Origin of the sequence: Paraburkholderia sp. 32, from assembly GCF_050435345.1 — a bacterium.
GTDB classification, from domain to species: domain Bacteria; phylum Pseudomonadota; class Gammaproteobacteria; order Burkholderiales; family Burkholderiaceae; genus Paraburkholderia; species Paraburkholderia tuberum.
Genome location: NZ_JBNDKD010000001.1, coordinates 1,078,365 through 1,097,592, shown reverse-complemented (window position 1 = coordinate 1,097,592; position 19,228 = coordinate 1,078,365). Strand labels below are relative to the sequence as shown.

At 64.2% G+C, this 19,228-nt stretch carries 14 protein-coding genes; 1 reads left to right on the top strand and 13 read right to left on the bottom strand.

Annotation, left to right across the window (positions count from 1 at the left end):
* Positions 1 to 8: 8 nt before the first annotated feature.
* Genes OKW26_RS05195 through OKW26_RS05180 form a run of 4 tightly spaced genes read right to left on the bottom strand, consistent with a single transcriptional unit; the run spans position 9 to position 9,369 of the window.
* Positions 9 to 1,643: an efflux transporter outer membrane subunit gene (locus OKW26_RS05195; protein WP_429352890.1), complete on the bottom strand. Its 1,635-nt coding sequence runs from the start codon at positions 1,641 to 1,643 to the stop codon at positions 9 to 11.
* On the bottom strand, positions 1,640 to 4,954 hold the full coding sequence (locus OKW26_RS05190) for an efflux RND transporter permease subunit (protein WP_429352889.1): 3,315 nt from the start codon (positions 4,952 to 4,954) through the stop codon (positions 1,640 to 1,642). The genes OKW26_RS05195 and OKW26_RS05190 overlap by 4 nt, the downstream gene beginning before the upstream one ends.
* On the bottom strand, positions 4,951 to 8,106 hold the full coding sequence (locus tag OKW26_RS05185; RefSeq protein ID WP_429352888.1) for an efflux RND transporter permease subunit: 3,156 nt from the start codon (positions 8,104 to 8,106) through the stop codon (positions 4,951 to 4,953). The genes OKW26_RS05190 and OKW26_RS05185 overlap by 4 nt, the downstream gene beginning before the upstream one ends.
* 15 nt (positions 8,107 to 8,121) lie before the next feature.
* The gene (locus OKW26_RS05180) at positions 8,122 to 9,369 is read right to left on the bottom strand and encodes an efflux RND transporter periplasmic adaptor subunit (protein WP_429352887.1); all 1,248 of its coding nucleotides are present in this window, start codon (positions 9,367 to 9,369) and stop codon (positions 8,122 to 8,124) included.
* Positions 9,370 to 9,810: 441 nt separating this feature from the next.
* On the opposite strand from OKW26_RS05180, the gene OKW26_RS05175 reads away from it, so the two are divergent.
* Complete coding sequence (locus tag OKW26_RS05175) at positions 9,811 to 10,701, top strand: 2OG-Fe(II) oxygenase (RefSeq protein WP_429352886.1); 891 nt, start codon at positions 9,811 to 9,813, stop codon at positions 10,699 to 10,701.
* Between the two features lie 188 nt (positions 10,702 to 10,889).
* Here OKW26_RS05175 and OKW26_RS05170 read toward each other — a convergent pair whose 3' ends face one another.
* The 9 genes from OKW26_RS05170 to OKW26_RS05130 form a co-directional block, all read right to left on the bottom strand.
* On the bottom strand, positions 10,890 to 11,897 hold the full coding sequence (locus OKW26_RS05170) for a response regulator (RefSeq protein ID WP_429352885.1): 1,008 nt from the start codon (positions 11,895 to 11,897) through the stop codon (positions 10,890 to 10,892).
* Complete coding sequence (locus OKW26_RS05165) at positions 11,897 to 13,021, bottom strand: ATP-binding protein (protein ID WP_429352884.1); 1,125 nt, start codon at positions 13,019 to 13,021, stop codon at positions 11,897 to 11,899. Before OKW26_RS05165 ends, OKW26_RS05170 begins: the two co-directional genes overlap by 1 nt.
* An 8-nt stretch (positions 13,022 to 13,029) precedes the next feature.
* Positions 13,030 to 14,385, bottom strand: coding sequence for a sensor histidine kinase (locus OKW26_RS05160; RefSeq protein ID WP_090807732.1), 1,356 nt, complete (start codon positions 14,383 to 14,385; stop codon positions 13,030 to 13,032).
* 22 nt (positions 14,386 to 14,407) lie between these two features.
* Positions 14,408 to 15,799 carry a class I SAM-dependent methyltransferase gene (locus OKW26_RS05155; protein WP_090807735.1) on the bottom strand — a complete coding sequence of 464 codons (1,392 nt, stop codon included), beginning with the start codon at positions 15,797 to 15,799 and terminating at the stop codon, positions 14,408 to 14,410.
* A 101-nt stretch (positions 15,800 to 15,900) separates the two neighbouring features.
* Entirely contained in the window at positions 15,901 to 16,143 is a 243-nt protein-coding gene (locus OKW26_RS05150) for a hypothetical protein (protein WP_429352883.1), read from the bottom strand.
* A 208-nt stretch (positions 16,144 to 16,351) separates the two neighbouring features.
* On the bottom strand, positions 16,352 to 16,759 hold the full coding sequence (locus tag OKW26_RS05145; RefSeq protein WP_184061509.1) for a DUF2000 domain-containing protein: 408 nt from the start codon (positions 16,757 to 16,759) through the stop codon (positions 16,352 to 16,354).
* A gap of 44 nt (positions 16,760 to 16,803) precedes the next feature.
* Positions 16,804 to 17,649, bottom strand: a complete 846-nt coding sequence (locus OKW26_RS05140) for a helix-turn-helix domain-containing protein (protein WP_429352882.1) — start codon at positions 17,647 to 17,649, stop codon at positions 16,804 to 16,806.
* A gap of 105 nt (positions 17,650 to 17,754) precedes the next feature.
* A complete protein-coding gene (locus tag OKW26_RS05135; protein ID WP_429354176.1) occupies positions 17,755 to 18,231 on the bottom strand; it encodes a hypothetical protein in 477 nt (158 codons plus the stop codon).
* A 249-nt stretch (positions 18,232 to 18,480) separates the two neighbouring features.
* Positions 18,481 to 19,113, bottom strand: a complete 633-nt coding sequence (locus tag OKW26_RS05130) for an isochorismatase family cysteine hydrolase (protein ID WP_184061507.1) — start codon at positions 19,111 to 19,113, stop codon at positions 18,481 to 18,483.
* Between the last annotated feature and the right edge of the window lie 115 nt (positions 19,114 to 19,228).

Genomic DNA, 19,228 nt, shown 5'->3' with positions numbered 1-19,228 from the left:
GCTCGTCCTTAGTCGTTTTGATCGTGCCGCACTTGCCGCGCGCCCGGCACGATAGCCGCAGACGTCGCCGATGACGTAGCCGATGAAGCAGACGCAGCCGAAGGCGAGGAAGCCGAAGAAGGTGCCGAGGCAGCCGAAGAAGCCGCCGCCGGATGCCGCGGATCATGCAGCTCATCGGTCGACCACCCGCCGCCCAGATCGCCAAACAACGACGCCGCGTGCAGCAAGCGCGATTCCTGCACGTTCAGCGCGGTCTGCCGCGTCGTCAATTGCGTCGCTTGCGCAATCGCGACCGTCGTGTAATCGACGGTGCCCGCCTGGTATTCGTTGAACGCGATCTCCGCGCCACGGTCCGCGTCGCGCACCGCCGTTTCGAGCACGAGCGCCTGCTCGGCGAGAATGCGCAGGCCGGACAGGTCGTCCTCGACGTTCTGGAACGCGCCCAGCACCGTGCCGCGATAGTTGGCAACGGCCGCGTCGTAGGCCGCCTTCGCCGCGTCGACATCCGCGCTGCGCAGGCCGCCGTCGAACAGCGTCTCGGTCGCGCTGCCGCCGAGCGACCACACGTAGTTCGCGGCCTTCAGCAGACCGGACAGCGGCGACTGCGTGAATCCGGCCACGGCCGACAGCGAGATGTCCGGGTAATACGCGGCCACCTCGACGCCGATCGCCGCATTCTGCGCGGCCATCTTGCGCTCGGCGGCGGCGATGTCGGGGCGGCGTTCGAGCAGCGTCGACGGCACGCCGACCGGCGCCGACGGCAGCGCCGGCATCGCGGTGCTATGCGTGATCGACAGCTCTTCCGGGTTCTTGCCGACCAGCACCGCGATCGCATGCGCGTTCTGCGCGCGCGCGACGCCGAGCGCGATCAGATCGGACTTCGCGGTATTCAACTGGCTGCGCGCGGTGATCACGTCGCTCGGCGCAATCGTGCCCGCGCGATCCTGCTCGGTGACGACGTCGAGATAGTGCTGATACGCGACGACCGTTTGCTGCAGCAGGTCGATGTTCGCGTCGCTGGTGCGCAGCTCGATGATCGCGGTCGCGAGCGCGACCTGCTCGGAGAGCGTCGCATTCGCGAGCGTCGCTTCGCTCGACTGCGCGCTCGCGGCGTTTTCCTCGACGGTGCGGCGCACCTGGCCCCACAGGTCCGGCGCCCAGCTCACGTTGCCTTCCAGCGAGCCCGAATTGACGATGCGCGTCGCCGTACCGTTGACGAAGCTTCCCGATGCACTGACCGAACCGCTGCTCGCGCGTTCGCGCGTCGCCGAACCGGTAGCGCCGATGGTCGGAAACAGGGCCGCGTGCGCGGCGCGCACTTCGGCGAGCGCTTGCTGGTAGTTCGCGTAGTCCACGCGCACGGTCTGGTTCGACACCGCGACGAGCGGTTCGAGTTCGTCGATCAACGGATCGTTGAACGCGCTCCACCATGTGCCCTTCGGGCCGGTCGCGTTCGGCTCGGCCTGGGTCCAGCCCGGCAGTTCCGAGTACGTGGCGGGCACCCTGACCTGCGGCCGATGATAGTCCGGGCCGACCATGCAGCCGGCGTTGAACAGCGCCAGCAGCGCGACGGCGAGCGTCGCGATGCTCGGCAACCCGGCGCGAGATCCTGTCATTCGTTCAGTCGCAATCTTCATCGTCATGCCTTCGTATCCGCTTGTCCCGGCTTCGCGTCGCGGTTCCAGCGCAGCCCCGCGGACCATCTGACCAGCCGTGCACGCAGACGGTCGAGATACAGATAAATCACCGGCGTCGTATAGAGCGTAAACATCTGGCTCAGGATCAGCCCGCCCATCACCGTGATACCGAGCGGCTGGCGCAGCGAGCCGCCCTGGCCCATGCCGACCGCGAGCGGCACCGCGCCGAGCACGGCCGCGAATGTCGTCATCATGATCGGCCGCAGACGGATCAGCGCGGCCGCGTGGATTGCGTCGCGCGCGGGCATCTGTTGCTGGCGCTGCAACTGGATCGCGACGTCGACCATCATGATGCCGTTCTTCTTGACGATACCGATCAGCAGGATGATGCCGATCATCGCGATCACCGAAAACGGCGTGCCGAAGATCAGCAGCGCGAGCGTCGCGCCGATGCCCGCGGATGGCAGCGTCGACAGAATCGTCAGCGGGTGGATCGAGCTCTCGTACAGCACGCCGAGCACGATGTAGACGACGCCGAGCGCCGCGAGAATCAGCAGCGGCACCACGCCCATCGACTGCGAATAGGCCGCCGCCGCGCCCGCGAACGAGCCGTGGATGCTCGCGGGCATGCCGATCTCGCGGATCGTTTCGTTGATCGCCTCGCCCGCCTGGCTCAGCGACCCGCCGGCCGGCAGGTTGAACGAGATCGTCGCGGCGACGAGCCCGCTCTGGTGGTTCACCTGCGTCGACGTATGGCTGTTCCTATACGAGGTCAGCACCGACAGCGGCACCATCGTTTCGGCGGCCGTGCTGTCCGCGCTACCGGTCGAACTGCCGCCCTTGCTGTTGGCGATGCTGTTGTTGGTCGCGTTCGACTGCGCGTCCGAGTTGCGCGAGTTCGTGTTCGACGACGTGCCGGTCGTGGTCGCGGTAGTCGTTGCCGATACCGTGCCGTGCGGCATCTGTGTCGCGGCCGTGCCGGTCGGATTGCCGGCGGACGTGCTCAGATAGATCCGGTTCAGCGTCTCTGGATACTGCCAGTACTCAGGCGCGACCTCCATCACGACGAAGTACTGGTTCAGCGGGTTGTAGATCGTCGACACGGTGCGCTGGCCGAACGCGTCGTACAGCACGTTGTCGATCTGATTCGGCGCAAAGCCGTAGCGCGCGGCGGTCGCGCGATTGATCGTCAGGTAGCTCTGCAGGCCGTTCTGCTGCAAGTCGGAGTTCACGTCGAGCAGCCGCCCGCGCTGCTTCGACAACGCGGCGACGAGCTTCGGCGTCCACGCAAACAGCGCGGCGGAATCGTCGCTCGTCAGCGTGTACTGGTACTCGGCCGCCGATTGCCGCCCGCCGATGCGCAAATCCTGCTGCGCCTGCAGAAAGAGCCGCGCGCCCGACACTTCGTCGAGCTTCGGCCGCAGCCGGTTGACGACCTGGGTGGCCGTTGCGTGCCGCTGCGACAGCGGCTTCAGCTCGATGAACACATTGGCGGTATTGAGCGCGCGCCCGCCGGTAAAGCCCGCGACGGACTGCACCGCCGGATCCCTTTGCACGATCGACTGCAACTGCGCGAGCTTCTTCTGCATCGCCGTGAACGAAATGCTCTGGTCGGCGATGATCTGCCCGATCACGATGCCGGTGTCCTGCTCGGGGAAGAAGGTGGCAGGCACGAGTTTGAGCATGAACACGTTGCCGACCAGCAGCGCGAACAGCAGCAGGATCACCAGCAGCGAATGATCGAGCACTGCCGTGAGCGTGCGTGCGTAGACGCCCTTGAAGCGATCGAACTGCCGCTCGATCCACCGCGCCCAACGCGCTTTCGAATGACCGGCGTTGTCGCGGCTCAGCACGTACGCGCACATCGCGGGCGTGACCGTCAACGAGATCACCAGCGAAATCAGGATCGCGATCGACAGCGTGATCGCGAACTCATGGAACATCAGTCCGACGATGCCCGGAAACAGGATGATCGGCAGAAACACCGCGATCAGCGACAGGCTCATCGAGATCACCGTAAAGCCGACTTCGCCCGCGCCCTTCAGCGCGGCCTCTTTCGGACTCAACCCCTGCTCCATGTACCGCACGACGTTTTCGAGCACGACGACCGCGTCGTCGACGACGAAGCCGGTGCCGATGGTCAGCGCCATCAGCGACAGATTGTCGATGCTATAGCCGAGCAGATACATCGGCCCGAAGGTACCGACGATCGACAGCGGCAACGCGACCGCCGGTATGAGCGTCGCGCGCGGCGACTGCAGAAAGATGAACACGACGCCGACCACCAGCAGCATCGCGATGAACAGCGTGCGCTCGGTATCGCTGACCGACGAGGTGACCGACTGCGAGCGATCGATCGCGACATCGACGTGCACGTTGCTCGGCAACGTCGCTTCGATCGCCGGCAGCACGTTGCGTATCTGCTGCACGGTGCTGACCACGTTGCTGCCCGGCATCGGATAGACGATCACGAGAATCGCCGACTTGCCGTTGAAGAGCCCCGCGTTGCGGATGTTTTCGTTCGAGTCGCGCACCTGGGCGACGTCGCGCAACAGCACCGGCGCGCCGTCGCGATACGCGACCACCAGATCGCGATACGGCGCCGCGTGCGTGATCTGATCGTTCGACGTGACCACGTAGCGCTGATCGCCGACGTCGATATGCCCCTTCGCGCTGTCGGCATTGGCCGCACTGATCGCCGCGCGCACGTCTTCCATGCCGATCCCGTAGCTATTGAGCTTGCCCGGCTGCAACTCGACGCGCACGCTCGGCAACGCGCCGCCGCCGAGCGTGATCTGACCGACGCCCTGCACCTGCGACAGTTGCTGCTGGATCACCGAATCGGCGGAGTCGTAGAGCTGCGCTTTGGTCAGCGTGTCCGAGGTCAGCGACAGCACCATGATCGGCGCGTCGGCCGGGTTGTACTGGCGGTAGCTCGGATTGCTGCGCAAGGTGGTGGGCAGATCGGCGCGCGCGGCCTGGATCGCCGCCTCGACGTCGCGCGCGGCGCCGTTGATGTCGCGCTTCAGGCCGAACTCGACGATGATCAACGACGAGCCGACATAGCTGATCGAGGTCAGCTCCGCGACGTCGGCGATCGTCGCGAGCCGCCGCTCGAGCGGCTCGGCCACCGTCGACGCCATGATATTCGGGCTCGCGCCGGCCATGTTGGCCTGCACGACGATCACCGGAAACGCGATGTTCGGCAGCGGCGCGACCGGCATGCGGAAATACGCGAGCGTGCCGGAGATCAGGATCGCGATCGCGAGCAGCGTCGTCGCGACCGGCCGCCGGATGAAGATCGCCGGGATGTTCACCGCGTGCCCTCCGCGCCGCCTTCCGGCGGACGCCCACCCGGCTCGTCGCCGCCGTTGCGCTTAGCGCGCTCGGCGCGCCAGCGGTTCACACGCGTGGCCATACGGTCGAAGAACAGATAGATCACCGGCGTCGTGAACAGCGTCAGCACCTGGCTCAGCGTCAGGCCGCCGATGATCGCGAGACCGAGCGGCCGGCGCAGTTCCGAACCGGTGCCGGTGCCGAGCAGCATCGGCAGTGCGCCGAGCATCGCGGCGAACGTCGTCATCAGGATCGGCCGGAAACGCAGCAGCGACGCTTCGAAGATCGCATCGCGCGGCGCCTTGCCATGATTGCGTTCGGCATCGAGCGCGAAGTCGACCATCATGATCGCGTTCTTCTTGACGATGCCGATCAAGAGCACGATGCCGATGATGCCGATCACGTCGAGATCCATACCCGCGAGCATCAGCGAGAGCAGCGCGCCGATACCGGCCGACGGCAGTGTCGACAGGATCGTGACCGGATGGATGAAGCTCTCGTACAGCACGCCGAGCACGATATACACGGCAACGAGCGCCGCGATCAGCAGATAGACCTCGCTGGAGAGCGAATCCTCGAACGCCGCGGTCGCGCCTTGCAGCGACGACGTGATCGACGGCGGCAGGTCGATCGACTGCTCGGCCTGGTGAATCTGCTTGACCGCGGTGCTCAACGACGCGCCCTTCGCGAGATTGAACGACACCGTCACCGACGGAAACTGCGCGAGATGGCTGATCACGAGCGGCGCCTTCGCGATCTGGATCTTCGCGATGCCGGAAAGCGGCACCTGACCCGTGCTGCTGGTCTGGCTCGGCAGATACAGATTGCCGATCGACTGCACGGTCGGCATCGTTTCCGGCTTTGCGACCAGAATTACGCGGTACTGGGCCGACTGCTCGAAGATCGTCGACACGATGCGCTGGCCGAGCGCGTCGTACAACGCGTTGTCGATCGTCGCGGGCGTGATGCCGAAGCGCGCGGCCAGTTGCCGGTTCACTTCGACGTTCACGCTGAGGCCGTCGCTATTGAGATCGCTCTGCACGTCCGACAGCGACGGAATCTGCTTCAGGCGCGCGACGAGTTCCGGCACGTACTTCTGGAACGCCTGCTGGCTCGGTCCGCGCAACACGAAGCTGTACTGGTTCGGCGACACGGTCGTGTCGAGCGTCAGGTCCTGCGCGGGCTGCATGAACAGCTTCACGCCGGGCACGTGCGCGACTTCCTGCGCGAGCCGGCGCGCGATTTCCTGGGCGGTGTCCGAGCGCTGGTCGCGCTCGCGCAGATTGATCAGGAAGCGTCCGTTGTTCAGCGTCGCATTGGTGCCGTCGATGCCCACGTACGACGTCAGCGAGACCACGTCCGGGTCCTTCAGGACCGCCTCGGCGAGCGCGCTCTGGCGCTGCACCATCGCCGCGTACGACACCGAGTTGTCGGCGACGCTGATGCCCTGGATCACGCCGACGTCCTGCACCGGAAACAGTCCCTTCGGAATCACCACATACAGGATGCCGGTCAGCACCACGGTGGCGATCGCGACCATCAGCGTCAGCGTCTGATGGTCGAGCACCCAGCGCAGGCCGCGCTCGTAGGCGGCGAGCGTCTTGTCGAACAGGCCCTCGCTGATACGCTCGAAGCGGCTCGGATGGCGCTCGGCCTGCGCGCGCAGCATCCGCGCGCACAGCATCGGCACCACCGTCAGCGACACGACCGCCGAAATCACGATCGTGACTGCGAGCGTCACCGCGAACTCGCTGAACAGCCGCCCGATCACGCCGCCCATGAACAACAGCGGAATCAGCACCGCGATCAGCGAAATAGTCAGCGACAGGATCGTGAAGCCGATCTGCCCCGCGCCTTCGAGGGCGGCTTCGAGCGGCGACATGCCCTCTTCCAGATAGCGCACGATGTTCTCGATCATCACGATCGAGTCGTCGACCACGAAGCCGGTCGCGATGATCAACGCCATCAGCGACAGGTTGTCGATCGAGTAGTTGAGCTGGTACATCACCGCGAGCGTGCCGATCAGCGAGACCGGCACCGAGATGCTCGGAATCAGCGTGGCGGGCACGTTGCGCAGGAACACGAAGATCACCGCGACGACCAGCACGATCGCGAGAATCAGTTCGAACGCGGCGTCCGCGACCGACGCGCGGATCACGCCGGTGCTGTCCGACACCACGGTCACTTTCATGCCGGCCGGCAGCGTCGATTCGAGCTGCGGCAGCTCCTTCATGATCTGGTTGACCGTCTGGATCACGTTCGCGCCCGGCTGGCGCTGCACGTTCAGCACGATCGCGGGCGAGCCGTTGTACCAGGCGCCGCGCTCGACGTCCTGGGCGGCCTGGCTCACACGCGCGACGTCGCGCATGAATACGGGCGAGCCGTTCTGGTAGGCGATTACGGTGTCGAGGTAGTCCTTCGGATCGGTGATCTGATCATTGCCGTTGATCGTGTAGTCGAGATCGGGGCCGTCGAAATTGCCCTTCGGCTGGCTCACGTTCACATAGCTCAGCAGCGTGCGCAGATCGTCGATGTTCAGACCGTAGGCGGCGAGCTTGTGCGGGTCGGCTTCGACGCGGATCGCGGGCACGTTGCCGCCGCTCGTCGTCACGACGCCGACGCCCGCCACTTCCGAGATCTTCGTGCCGAGGCGGTTGTTCGCGACGTCCTCCAGTTGCGTCAGCGACATCGACTTCGAGGTGACCGCGAGCGTCAGAATGGGCTGGTCGGCAGGATTGACCTTTGCGTAGGTCGGCGGTGCCGGCAAGCCCGACGGCAGATAGCTGTTCGCCGCGTTGATCGCCTGCTGCACGTTCTGCTCGGCGATGTCGAGGTTCAGCGACAGATCGAACTGCAGCGTGATCACCGACGCCCCGTCCGAACTGTACGAGGTCATCTGCTGCAGGCCCGGAATCTCGCCGAGCTGCACCTCGAGCGGCGCGGTCACGGTGGTCGCCATCACCGTCGGGCTCGCGCCCGGATAAAAGGTCTGCACCTGAATCGTCGGATAGTCGACGTTCGGCAGCGACGACACCGGCAGCACGCGCATCGCGATCAGACCGACGAGCACGAGCGCGATCATCAGCAGCAGCGTCGCGACCGGGCGAAGAATGAACAGGCGGGAAATGTTCATCGGCGCGGGGGTCCGTTACGACGAGGCGGCTTCGGACGCGGCCGGCGCAGGCGATGCCGCCGCGCTCGACGCCGGCGCGGCTTCGGACGCGGCGGCGGGCGCTTTCGGGCCGGCGGCGGACTTCGGATGCGCCGGCTGGATCTTCGCGCCGTCGTTCAGACGATCCATGCCGTCCGTCACGACCTGGTTGCCGGCCGCGAGTCCCGACACGATCACCGTGTTCTTGCCGTCGCTCGGTCCGAGCTTGACCTTGTGCACGGACACCGTGCTGTCCGGATTGACCAGATAGACGAAATCGCCCGGCGCGCCGGACTGTACCGCGGCGGTCGGCACGAGCACCGCGTTCTGCATCGTGTCGACGAGCAGCTTCACGTTGACGAACTCGTTCGGGAACAGCGTTTCGTCGTCGTTCGCGAAGGTCGCGCGCAAGGTGACGGTGCCGGTCGCGGTCGCCATCTGGTTGCTGACCGCATACAGCGTGCCGGTCGCGATCTCGCGGGTGTTATCGCTCGAATACGCGGTGACCGGCAGCTTCGCGCCGGTGGCGAGACGCTGCACGATCGACGCAAGCGAATCCTGCGGCACCGTGAACTGCACCGTGGTCGGCTTCACGGTCGTGATGACGACGATGCCGGTCGACGACGACGCGGTCACGTAGTTGCCCGGATCGACGAGCCGCAAGCCGACCTTGCCCGCGATCGGCGCGGTGATGCGGCAATAGGCGAGGTCGAGATCGAATTGGGCGATGTTGGCGAGGTCGACCTTCACCGCCGCTTCGTCCTGCTGCACGAGGAATTGCTGATCCGCGAAGGTTTGCTGCGCGATCGACTTGCGTTCGTTCAACTGCGTATAGCGCTCGAGATCGGCGCGCGCCTGCGCGAGCGACGCGCGGTCTTTCGCGAGCGTCGCTTCCGCCTGCTGCTTGCTGATCTGATACTGGCGCGGATCGATCTGCGCGAGGAACTGGCCTTTTTGCACCTCCTGGCCTTCGTGATAGCCGACCTCGGTCAGATAGCCGCTCAGCTGCGGCAGCACGGTCACGGTTGCGATCGGCGTGACGGTGCCGAGCTCGCTCAGTGTGACCGGCATCGAACCGAGCGTCGCCTGCGCGACGGTGACGACGATCGCCGCGTTCTCGCGCACCGGCTTCTTGCGCGTCATCAGATGAACCACGACGAGCGCGACCAGCATGAGCACGACAACCGCGAAGATGATGAGCCCGCGTCGGGAGCGCTTTGGCGGCGGGGACACGGTTTCGCTCATGTTGATCTCCGGGAACGGATATTGGTGTTGATACTCGGTTGGAAGCTCGTCCGCTGACGGGACTGCGCAAAAGTGCCATGGTTCACGCGCGTTGTCATCAGTCGAACGCCTCCGGACGTGTTGTTATGAAGACGTAAGGAAGTGGGGCGAGCGCTTGAATACGGGCATGCGTGAATGTAACCGGCTTGCGCCGGCCTTGAGTTACAGGGGTGCAACATGTTGGCCGGTGGAAGAGTCCGGGGCATCGATCGGGCGGCACGTGGGGGCGGACACCCGCACGGGCAGAGTTATGGGCGCGGCGGGACATCGCAATATGCGGTAACAGACGACAGCCAACTGACAACCGGGCCGTGCGTCCAGAATCGTCACAATCGTCCGCTATCATCGCGAGCCAGCGTCGCGCGCGCCGCGACTGTCACGACACCCCACAACCTCGCCCCGATGTCCATCACCGTCAATTTCCCAGCCGAAGTCCGCGACTGGATCGCCGCCAACCTTTCGCGCGGCGTCGCGCCCCAAGCGATCGTCAACGAACTGGTGAGCCGCGACAACGCGGCCGAGCTCGCGTCGGCGATGGTCGATGCGGTCGCATCGGCGTTCCTGTACGGTATGGCGCTGCCCGGCGACAAGCTCGAAGTCGGCAGCGCGCCGCTCAGCTACCAGCCCGAGCCGCTGCGCGTGCCCGACGCTCCGCTGATCCAACTCGGCGAGCGCAAGGTGCGCGTGCTGTCGCGGCTGCAACGACCGGCCGCCGTGCACATCGCCAATTTCCTGAGTGCCGATGAATGCGAGCAGCTGATCGCGCTCGCACAGCCGCGGCTCGACCGGTCGGCCGTCGTCGATCCAGTGACCGGCCGCGATGTGATCGCCGGTCATCGCAGCAGTCACGGGATGTTTTTCCGTTTGGGCGAGACGCCGTTGATCTCGCGCATCGAGGCGCGCATCGCGGAACTCACGGCAACCCCGGTCGAGAACGGCGAAGGCCTGCAAATGCTGCACTATGAGGAAGGCGCGGAGTCGACGCCGCACGTTGACTATCTGATGACGAGCAACGAAGCGAATCGCGAGTCGATCGCGCGCAGCGGCCAGCGCATGGGCACGCTGCTGATGTATCTGAAAGATGTCGAAGGCGGCGGTGAGACGGTGTTTCCGCAGCTTGGCTGGTCGGTCGCACCGCAGCGCGGGCACGCGCTCTACTTCGAATATGGGAACCGCTTTGGGCTGTGCGATCCGAGCTCGCTGCACGCGAGCACGCCGCTGCGCACGGGCGACAAGTGGGTGGCTACCAAGTGGATTCGGACGCGGCGCTTCGCGCCGCGCGTTCAGGCTTGAGAAGTCAGGCCTGAAAGGCAACGCTTATCGAGGTGAAAAGAGCGTGCTGTCTGTCCGCGCGCGTGGAAAAACGTTCGAACGACTCGCGCGAGCCTTGATCAGCGTCGCGCTGCTAGCCGCGGCGGGCTGCAGCGCGAAGCCGGTAGCAGGAAGGACGCGTCAGACGCCGCGCCCCCGAAGCAAGGTAATCAGAACTGCTCGATCCACGTGGCGAGGCGATCGGCGGCGAACTCGCTACCGCGCTGCGCCGGCCGGAACGCGATCGCATTGCCTTCACTTGCCGGCTGCAGTGCAACGTCATTGCCGTCGAGCCACAGAAGGCTCGCCAGCCATACCGCGTGCCCGCTCGACACCGCGTTGTTGCCCGGCTCCGCGAGAAACTCCGCGAGTGTGGCCGGCTGGTCGCACACGAGACCATCGCCTTCGCGGCGCACATTGATGCCTGCCTCGGAAAATACCCCGACCAGCGTCGTCAGTGCGTCGCTCGCGGTCACGCTCGCGCTGCCGTGACGGTTGCGCAGCGTGGCGAGGTGCGCGGCCACCGTATGACCGAACGCGCCGCTGCGGGCACTCTCGGCTGCGATCAGATCGGAGTAGTCCTGCAGCAGCCAGTCCGGCTCGGAGTTCGGCACGTCGGCGAGTACCGCTGCGGCGAGATACGTCTCGACCGGCTGAAAGCGCTCGGGCCCGATCAGCGTGGCCGACAGCGAACGCACCAGACCGATGCGAGTGGCGACCACCTGCTTTTGCAGCACGCCCAGCTTCTCGCGCACCAGCGTGTCACGCTCCTTGCGCAGCTCGGCCAGCTCGAGCGCCTGCTTCAGCTCCATGCGCAGCGCCGTGATGTCCCAAGGCTTCTTGATGTAGCGATGGATATGACCGAGGTTGACGGCCGCGACGGTCTGATCGATTTCCGAATACGCGGTGGTCAGAATCCGCACGACATGCGGAAAGCGCTCGCTCGCATAGCGCAGCAGCTCGTTGCCGAACTCGCCCGGCATACGCTGGTCGGAGACCAGCACCCCCACCCTGTCGCCGTGCTCGTCGAGCAGCGCCTTGCCCTCTTCCACCGAGCCGCCAGTCAGGACCGGCGCCAGGCTTCCGATGGCACGCTGGAAGTACTTTACGGCGGTAGCTTCGTCATCGACGAAGATGATCGCCGGCGCCAACTCCTCTGTGGCTTTTGCTTCGTTCATCAACAACTCCTGTGCGTTTGACCTTTGATATGGGGGAAATCCAGCACTACGGTGGTGCCTCCCCACGACGTGGACTCGATCCTGAGTCCGCCGCCACAGGACTGCATGACACGGTTGCATAGAATCAGGCCCAAGCCGTTCCCCCCGGATTTCGCGTGCGTTGTAATTGGGTCCGTCAACAGGCGGTCTTTGATCTCGGGCGGAATTCCCGGCCCGTTGTCGCAGATGCCGATGCTCGGGTGGGGTTCCATTGTCACGGTAAAGCGCACCGACGGCGACGGCACATCCGCGAGCGCGCGCAACGCGTTGGACAACAGTGACGACAGCACGAGCGCCACGCAATTCGGCTGCGTGAGCACGGCAAAGTCGCTGTCGACGTCGACCTGCACCCACGAGCGCTGCGCGGTCGTAAACGGATACGTATCGAGCAACGCCGAGATCAGCCCATGCGCGGTACTCTCGATGCGCGCCTCGTCGCCCTCCAGTTGCCGGCGCCGCCCGTTGTGCACCGAGCGCCAGAAGGACGACACCACCGCCATGCAGTACTGCGCGCTCTCGCGCATCGATTTCGCGGCGCCGAGAATTTCGCCTTCCGCATCGCGCTCCGCGTCGATGCGATCTTCGATGCTGTGCGCGTTCAGCGCGATCGCCGCGAGCGGCGTGTTCAGTTCGTGCGCGATGAACGCCAGGGTTTCGTCGATGGCGATCAGGCGCTGATTCTGCATCGTGCGTTCGTGGTAACGATCAAACGCCAGTTGCAGCGTATCGCGCACTGCCGCCGGCTTCAGCGGCTTTTCGAGGATGCGGAACACCTCGCCGGTGTTGACCGTCTGCAATAACATCTCGACGTCTGCATAAGCAGTGACCAGAATCCGCACGATGTGCGGATATTCCAGCGCCACCTGGCGCAGCAGGTCGCCACCGTCACGCCCCGGCATGCGGAAGTCCGTGACCAGCACCGCGATGCGGGCGTTGTCCTGCTCGAGGATAGCGATCGCCTCGTCGCTGCTCGTCGCGAGCAGGACCTCGTAATCGGCACCTACGGTGCGCGCGAAATATTTGCAGGCCAACTCTTCGTCATCGACGTAGAGAAGAGTGGGCTGTGTCTGTCGGATGTCATTCATGGTATTTCTCAGGGTGCGGGCGACAGATCGAAACTGAATGAAGCCCAACTTCCCTGCTCGCTCTCAGCAAACAGCAGGCCGCCATGACGCTCGATCACCGCATAGCTGATCGACAGCCCGAGGCCCAGGCCTTGTCCCACTTCGCGGGTGGTAAAAAATGGCTCGAACACGCGCGCGAGATGCTCCGGCGCGATGCCCGGCCCGTTGTCTTTTACCGTCACATGCAGGCGGTCTTCGGTCCATCTGACGTTGACGTGAATCGCCGGCGCGGGCGTGCCCGCCTTGCGCATCGCCAGCACCGCATTCGACAGCAGGTTGATCAGCACGCCGATGATGGCCGCCTCGTCGCCCTGCACCAGCGTATCCGCGGGCAGCTCGCGCGTGACGGTGACGCCGCGCAATTCATGCCCGACGAGCCGGATCGCCGAATCGAGCGCCTTTTCGAACAGGAACGGCGTGCCCAGCTCCGCCTCGGCGCCGGGCTTGCGATACGCGAACGTCTTCAGGTCCGACACGATGTGCTGGATCCGCTGCATGCCCTGCCGCGCATCGACCAGACATTCCTGCAGCGTCGGCTCCTTCTTCGAGATCGGCTCTTCCAGCGCAACCTCGATTGCCATCAGACAGAAGTTCACCGGGTTGTTCACTTCATGCAGCAGGCCGGCCGCGAGCGTACCGATCGCCGCCATTTTTTCCTGCTGCAGCAGTTGGCCCTTGATGTCGAGCAACTGCCGATTGATCACTTCGAGTTCGGCGTTCTTCGCGGAGACCTCCGCGTTTTTCTCGGACACCTCGGCCTTCAGGCGAAACAGCATGAAGCGCACGCGTTCGTTGAAAAACGTGTAGACGGCACTTGCGGCAGCGGCGAACAGCAGGAGCAGAACATTGACGGTCATCGTGCCGAGCGGCACGCCGTCATGCGGAGGCAACAGGCAGGCCAGCAGATACAGAAAGCAGGACAGCACGCCGAACACGAGGTTTTGCCACAGACCGAATGGCAACGCAATGCCGGACGCGAAGATGGCCAGATTCAGGCCCATGTAGTAGGGCGACAGAACACCATCGGTGCGCCAGATCATCCATGAAATCATCGCCTGCGGCAGCAGCAGCCAGGACAGCGTCAGCCATGGAGTAAGCCGCCGCCCCATGCTGGTGTCGAGCAAGGCGATGATACCGCCGATCATCAACGACACGAGCAGGCGCGCGAGCGCGAACGACGTCTGATACTGCGGATACTGCGCGTAATCCAGCCCCACGCCGAGCAGCACGAGCGCAATCGCTGTGCACGCGCCGCCCCGGCTGAACGTGACGCGAAAGTCGGCCAGCTCGGTTTGATAGCCGCTCTGCAGGGGACTGGTAGTCATGAACAGGGATGTCGACACGGTTTCAGAGGATCGTGGCTTCCGCGAACACATTCACCCCGGTCTCGTCGACGTAGAGCTTCTGGTCAGTGGAGTTGGCGGGAAGCAGCGAGCTCATGCCGCTTTCGTTCCGATAAATCAGATACCACTCGAGCAGATGCTCCATCCCGTACTTCTCCGGATTCGCCGAATGGACGTTGGTGACCAGCAACTGGCCGCCAGCTCGCGTGCGAGCGGCGAAGTAACTCAGGAGACGCGCGCAGACCTTGTCCGACAGATAGTCGAACAGACCCGCGCAGTACACCGCGTCGAATTCGCGCGCGGAGGGGTCCGTTGAAATTTTACGCTTGAGCAGATCGTGCACCGACTGATGCACCATTTGCACCGAGGCTTTATGGCCCGCGGCATTCGCCGAGCTTTCGATCGCGTCCTTCGTAAACGCCAGCGTTTCCTCGCTGAAGTCGACCAGCTCGAAGGACAGCAGCTCCGGATGCGGATATTCGCGCACGAAGCGCTGGATCTCGAAAGCGGGCCCGCAACCGACGTTGAGGATGCGCAACGGCCTGCCGGCAGCGCGCGCCGCTTCGGCCTGACGCGTCAGAAAGTCGATCAGCAGCGTGATGCGGTTGCGGTGCGCAGTCGCGACCGCCGCGTGCAGGAACGCGGTATTGACGATCTGGAAGTATGTGGTCGGTCCCTGCTGCGGATCGCTGAGGATCTGGTTGACCATCTCGTAGTCGCCGGCGTAGCCGAGCGGCTTGGTGAACGTGCGGTAGACGAATGGCGCGCGCAGCAGCAACGGATGCAGTGCCGCTTGCGCATACGTGCGATGCACGGGTGCGGTCTCGGCGTCGACGCGCTCGGCCTCTTCCTCCAGGCGGTCGAGGAAGAACTTGATCTTGAGCATGATCGGCGTGGCGAGCTCGTAGAACAAGTCCTCGCGCAGCCTGCCTTCTTCGGTCTTCGGCAAGCTCTCGGTCAGGTCGACCTGCTCGACCCAGCGCGACACTTCCGACAGGAATGCGCGCATCTCGTTCACGACGATCTGATAGTCGCGCCGGATATTGAAGCGCGCGTCCCAGTCGCTAATAAAGAGTTCTGCTTCCCGGCCGACCGACTTCGCTTCATTGGGCAGAACGCTAAGCTCGCGCCATTCGTCGATGAGTGCCAGCGAAACCACCGCGGTCAGACCGGTGTTCACCAGACTCACCACCACCGCCTTGCCGAGATAGGCATTCTTGGTGCCCATGCGCACGCTCAGCTCGCTTAACACCTCGCTGACCTGCACGATGGAATAGGGGTTATAGACCTCCATGACCAAAGACTTTCTCTGGAGGTTAATGATCGTCCCACGCACGTGCTCGCGCTGCGAGTTGCGGAAGCTGATCACCGGGTCGATTTGCGTTTGAGAGTACACGGTATTAGTACCTGAGGAATCCGGGAACGCAGCAGGGTGTTGGAGAAGTCCAGTGAATGGCTGCCGCACGCACGACACCGGCGACAAGTCGTGGACGCGTTTCAAACCACAGTTGAGCTGGAAACACCAAAGCCCTTTGCCAGAATGGCTCCAGCGGCTTGCAGTGTAACATCAACACGTTCAATTCTGACTGAAGTCAAATTCAGGATGAAACGTATATGCAAGGATTTCTTGCGAGCATGTTCGTGCTGTAGAAAGCCGTTTTTGCAAAGAACCATTTGAAACGAGTTGGCGAGCGCGCGGGGGCAATCGCCGACAATTCGTTTCTCGACAACGACTTGCAATCGCATTGTCACGATGGCGGCCCGATCCGCTATTGAGGGGGTGCGTTACTTGTGCCTTTCTGATCTATGCCCTTTGGATATGCCCCGTGCATTCGCCGAATAAGCCTTTTTTGTTTTAACGCAATTCGCGTCCGGCGCGGCAAACGTTTTTCTTTTAGAGTTCGGCGCGAGTAACGTCGACAATCGGGCGGCTCGCGCACTCGTTGACTCATTCGTGCAAGGCCAAACCTTTCACGGCCTTATCGACGGCTTTCTTCGGTCCGTGCAGTGCGAGACCGACGAGATCCAGATTCGCCGCGTCCTCGGCGCGAAAGACTGCGCGATTCGCCGCGTCATGCCCCGTCGAAAACATCGCGTGCACATACGGCACGATTCCGAGCTCGCGCGACAGCGCCTGCCGATGCACGCCCTGCAGACCGAACCGGTCGGCGGCGAACACCATCATCGGCTGGCCGAGCATGCGGCCGTAGCGGTGCCCGGCGGCATCCTCGTAGGGTTCGCCCAGCGCATCGGGCGCCGCGGCCGCGACACCGGTCGCGAGAAACGCGACCACATTGAGCTTCTGCCAGACCGCGAGATCACTGCGCACGATCAGCGCCACTTTGGTATCGAACATGACGACTCCTCGTTGAGCCGCTCATGATCGACGATGCCGCGCGATCAGTCTGGAACGTTTGTGCACATCTGTCGGTACGCCGCCGGCGTCACGCGGTACGCCCGACGAAACCAGCGGCCGAGATGGCTCTGATCCGCGAAGCCGACTTCGGCGGCGACCTGCGCGGGCGTGCGGCCGGTCGCGAGCAGGCGCCGCGCGGCGCGCAGGCGCAAGCGCACCAGATACGCGTGCGGCGAGGTGCCGAATGCGCGCTGAAACAGACGTGTCAACCTGAACCGGTCGATGCCGGCAACTTCGGCGAGTTCGTCGAGCCCGAGATTGCCGTCCATGTGTTCGTGCAACAGATCGCGCACCCGCGTGATCGCAGGTGACGCGGCGGGGTCGCCGGTCAGCGGCGCATCGCGTAGCTGGGCGCCGAGTTGCAGCAGCAGACGATCGAGCGTCTCGTCGCGCGCGAGCCGGCCCTCGTTGCCGTAGATCGCGGCGAAGGCCTGGCCGATCGCATCGATGAGCGCACGGTCGTCGACCAGCGTATGGCCGAACGCCGCCTCGACGCCGGCCAGTCCCGGCAGATCGAGCCGCCGCGCCGCGCGCTCGACCCAGGTTTGCGGCAGATACAGCATCGCGTAGGTGAAGCCGGCCGCCTCTGGCGCGTGACCGTCGTGCAGCGCGCCGGGCTCGATCAGGATCGCGCGGCCCGGCACGCTCGTGTGCAACGACCGATGACACTGGAAGCGTTGCACGCCCTGCTCCGTATAGCCGATCAACATGTCGTCGTGATCGTGCGGATCGTAGGCGTGGCCGCCGAAATGCGCGCGCAGGCTCTCGATGCCGGTTTCGGCATCGCGGCGGGCGGTTAGCCAGTTGGCGGGACTGAGTGGAGTGGGCATGGGTTGGAGCTGGCGGGCAGCGGGCGATGCGGCCAGCGGATAGTGTACGGCAGGGGGGAATCGCGTCGGGCCAACGACCGTTCCTGTCGACGAAGGCAACCAGCGTCACGGCTTCTTCGGACGCGGAGGCCGTGCGTCGACGAACGGGTTATAGCCGCGCGAACCCGCCGGCCGATCCTGTTCGGTCGCGCGGCGGCGCTTGCTGGATCGTCCGTCGCCCGACAATTGCGCAAGCAGTTCTTGCGATTCGGACTCCGACTCCGCGTCCGTTTCATCCACGGGCGGCGCGGTTTTTTTGCGTCGCGCGGTTTTTGGCTGTGCTGCTTTCTCGTCCGTATCCGGCGCGACGCCCGCGATGTGTTCGATCACGGTCATGAACGATGCCGATGCCGATCGGACAGGTTGTCCCGGCAGCATCGTCAGCGCGACGATTTCGTGCAGTGAACGACCGTCGACGGAGCGGCCCTCCACCGTGTCATGCCAGTCGACATCCGCTTGCGCGAAGGCGCCGATCACACGTTCGAGCACGGCCGGCGACAGGACGCCGCCGTCGTACAACCGGATGACGACGCTTTCGAACATCTGGAGCGGGGCGATGCCCTTTGTTTTCGACGCCACGTTTTGTCATCCGGTTGGTTTCTCTTCCAGTATCAGCCAGCAAATCACATGCCGATGTGGCGAGTAACTCATCGTGATCGCCGAATACGGCATGCACCGACGGTTACGCGGTCACGCCGGGAGGCCCGAAAGCGCTGGTGCGATAGCGGGGTTTATTCGTAGCGAAACCAACGGAACGCCGGGCAAAGACGTAATCGAGCTGGCGATATTGGTCTACGCGAGCAGCAGTAACGCGTCCGCCAGTGACAGCACCGTTGTGCGTGAATCGAACGCGGTAGAAAACAGATGCTCGTGGACCACCTGGTCCGGGTCGTAACAGCAATCCTTCACCGTATACAGGCGGAAGTCCGCGTCGCTGGCGTACGCGACCGAGGAGAGCACGACGCCGGTCGACGCGATGCCGACCATGATCAGCGAATCGATACCTTGCCCGGAAAGCTTCGCCTCCAGATCGGTGCCGAAGAACACGCTCGCACGATGCGCGATCACGAGCGGTTCGTTGGCCTGCTGGCCTAACTCTGGCGCGATCCGGTCTGCGAGGAAGAGGCCAAGACTTTTGATTCCCTGCCCGTTCCTGTTCAACGGGCTGACTTCCGGATAGCCCGGACTGAACCTGAGGTTGGCGAAATAGACGCTGACGCCTTTGGCCCGGGCCGCGTCGCATAAGCTGCGCGTATTGGCGAGCAAGGCGGGCGCGACCGACGGAAAGAGTCCGAGAATGTCGGTCTGGTAGTGCATGACGACAAGCGCGGTTCGCGATGGTGCGATGGCCGGAATCCGTGCACTCGTGCGCGTGACGCCGAGCCCGTCGTTCGCGATGCCGTCAGAACCTGCGTTGGTTGTCATTACGCCACCTTCATCCGGGTTCCACGTCCTGTTGTCGGAGCAGCCGCTTCGATGCCGTGGAAATCATACTTCATCGCATCGCGCGGGCGGTCATCGATTCCGCCCGGACGCATAC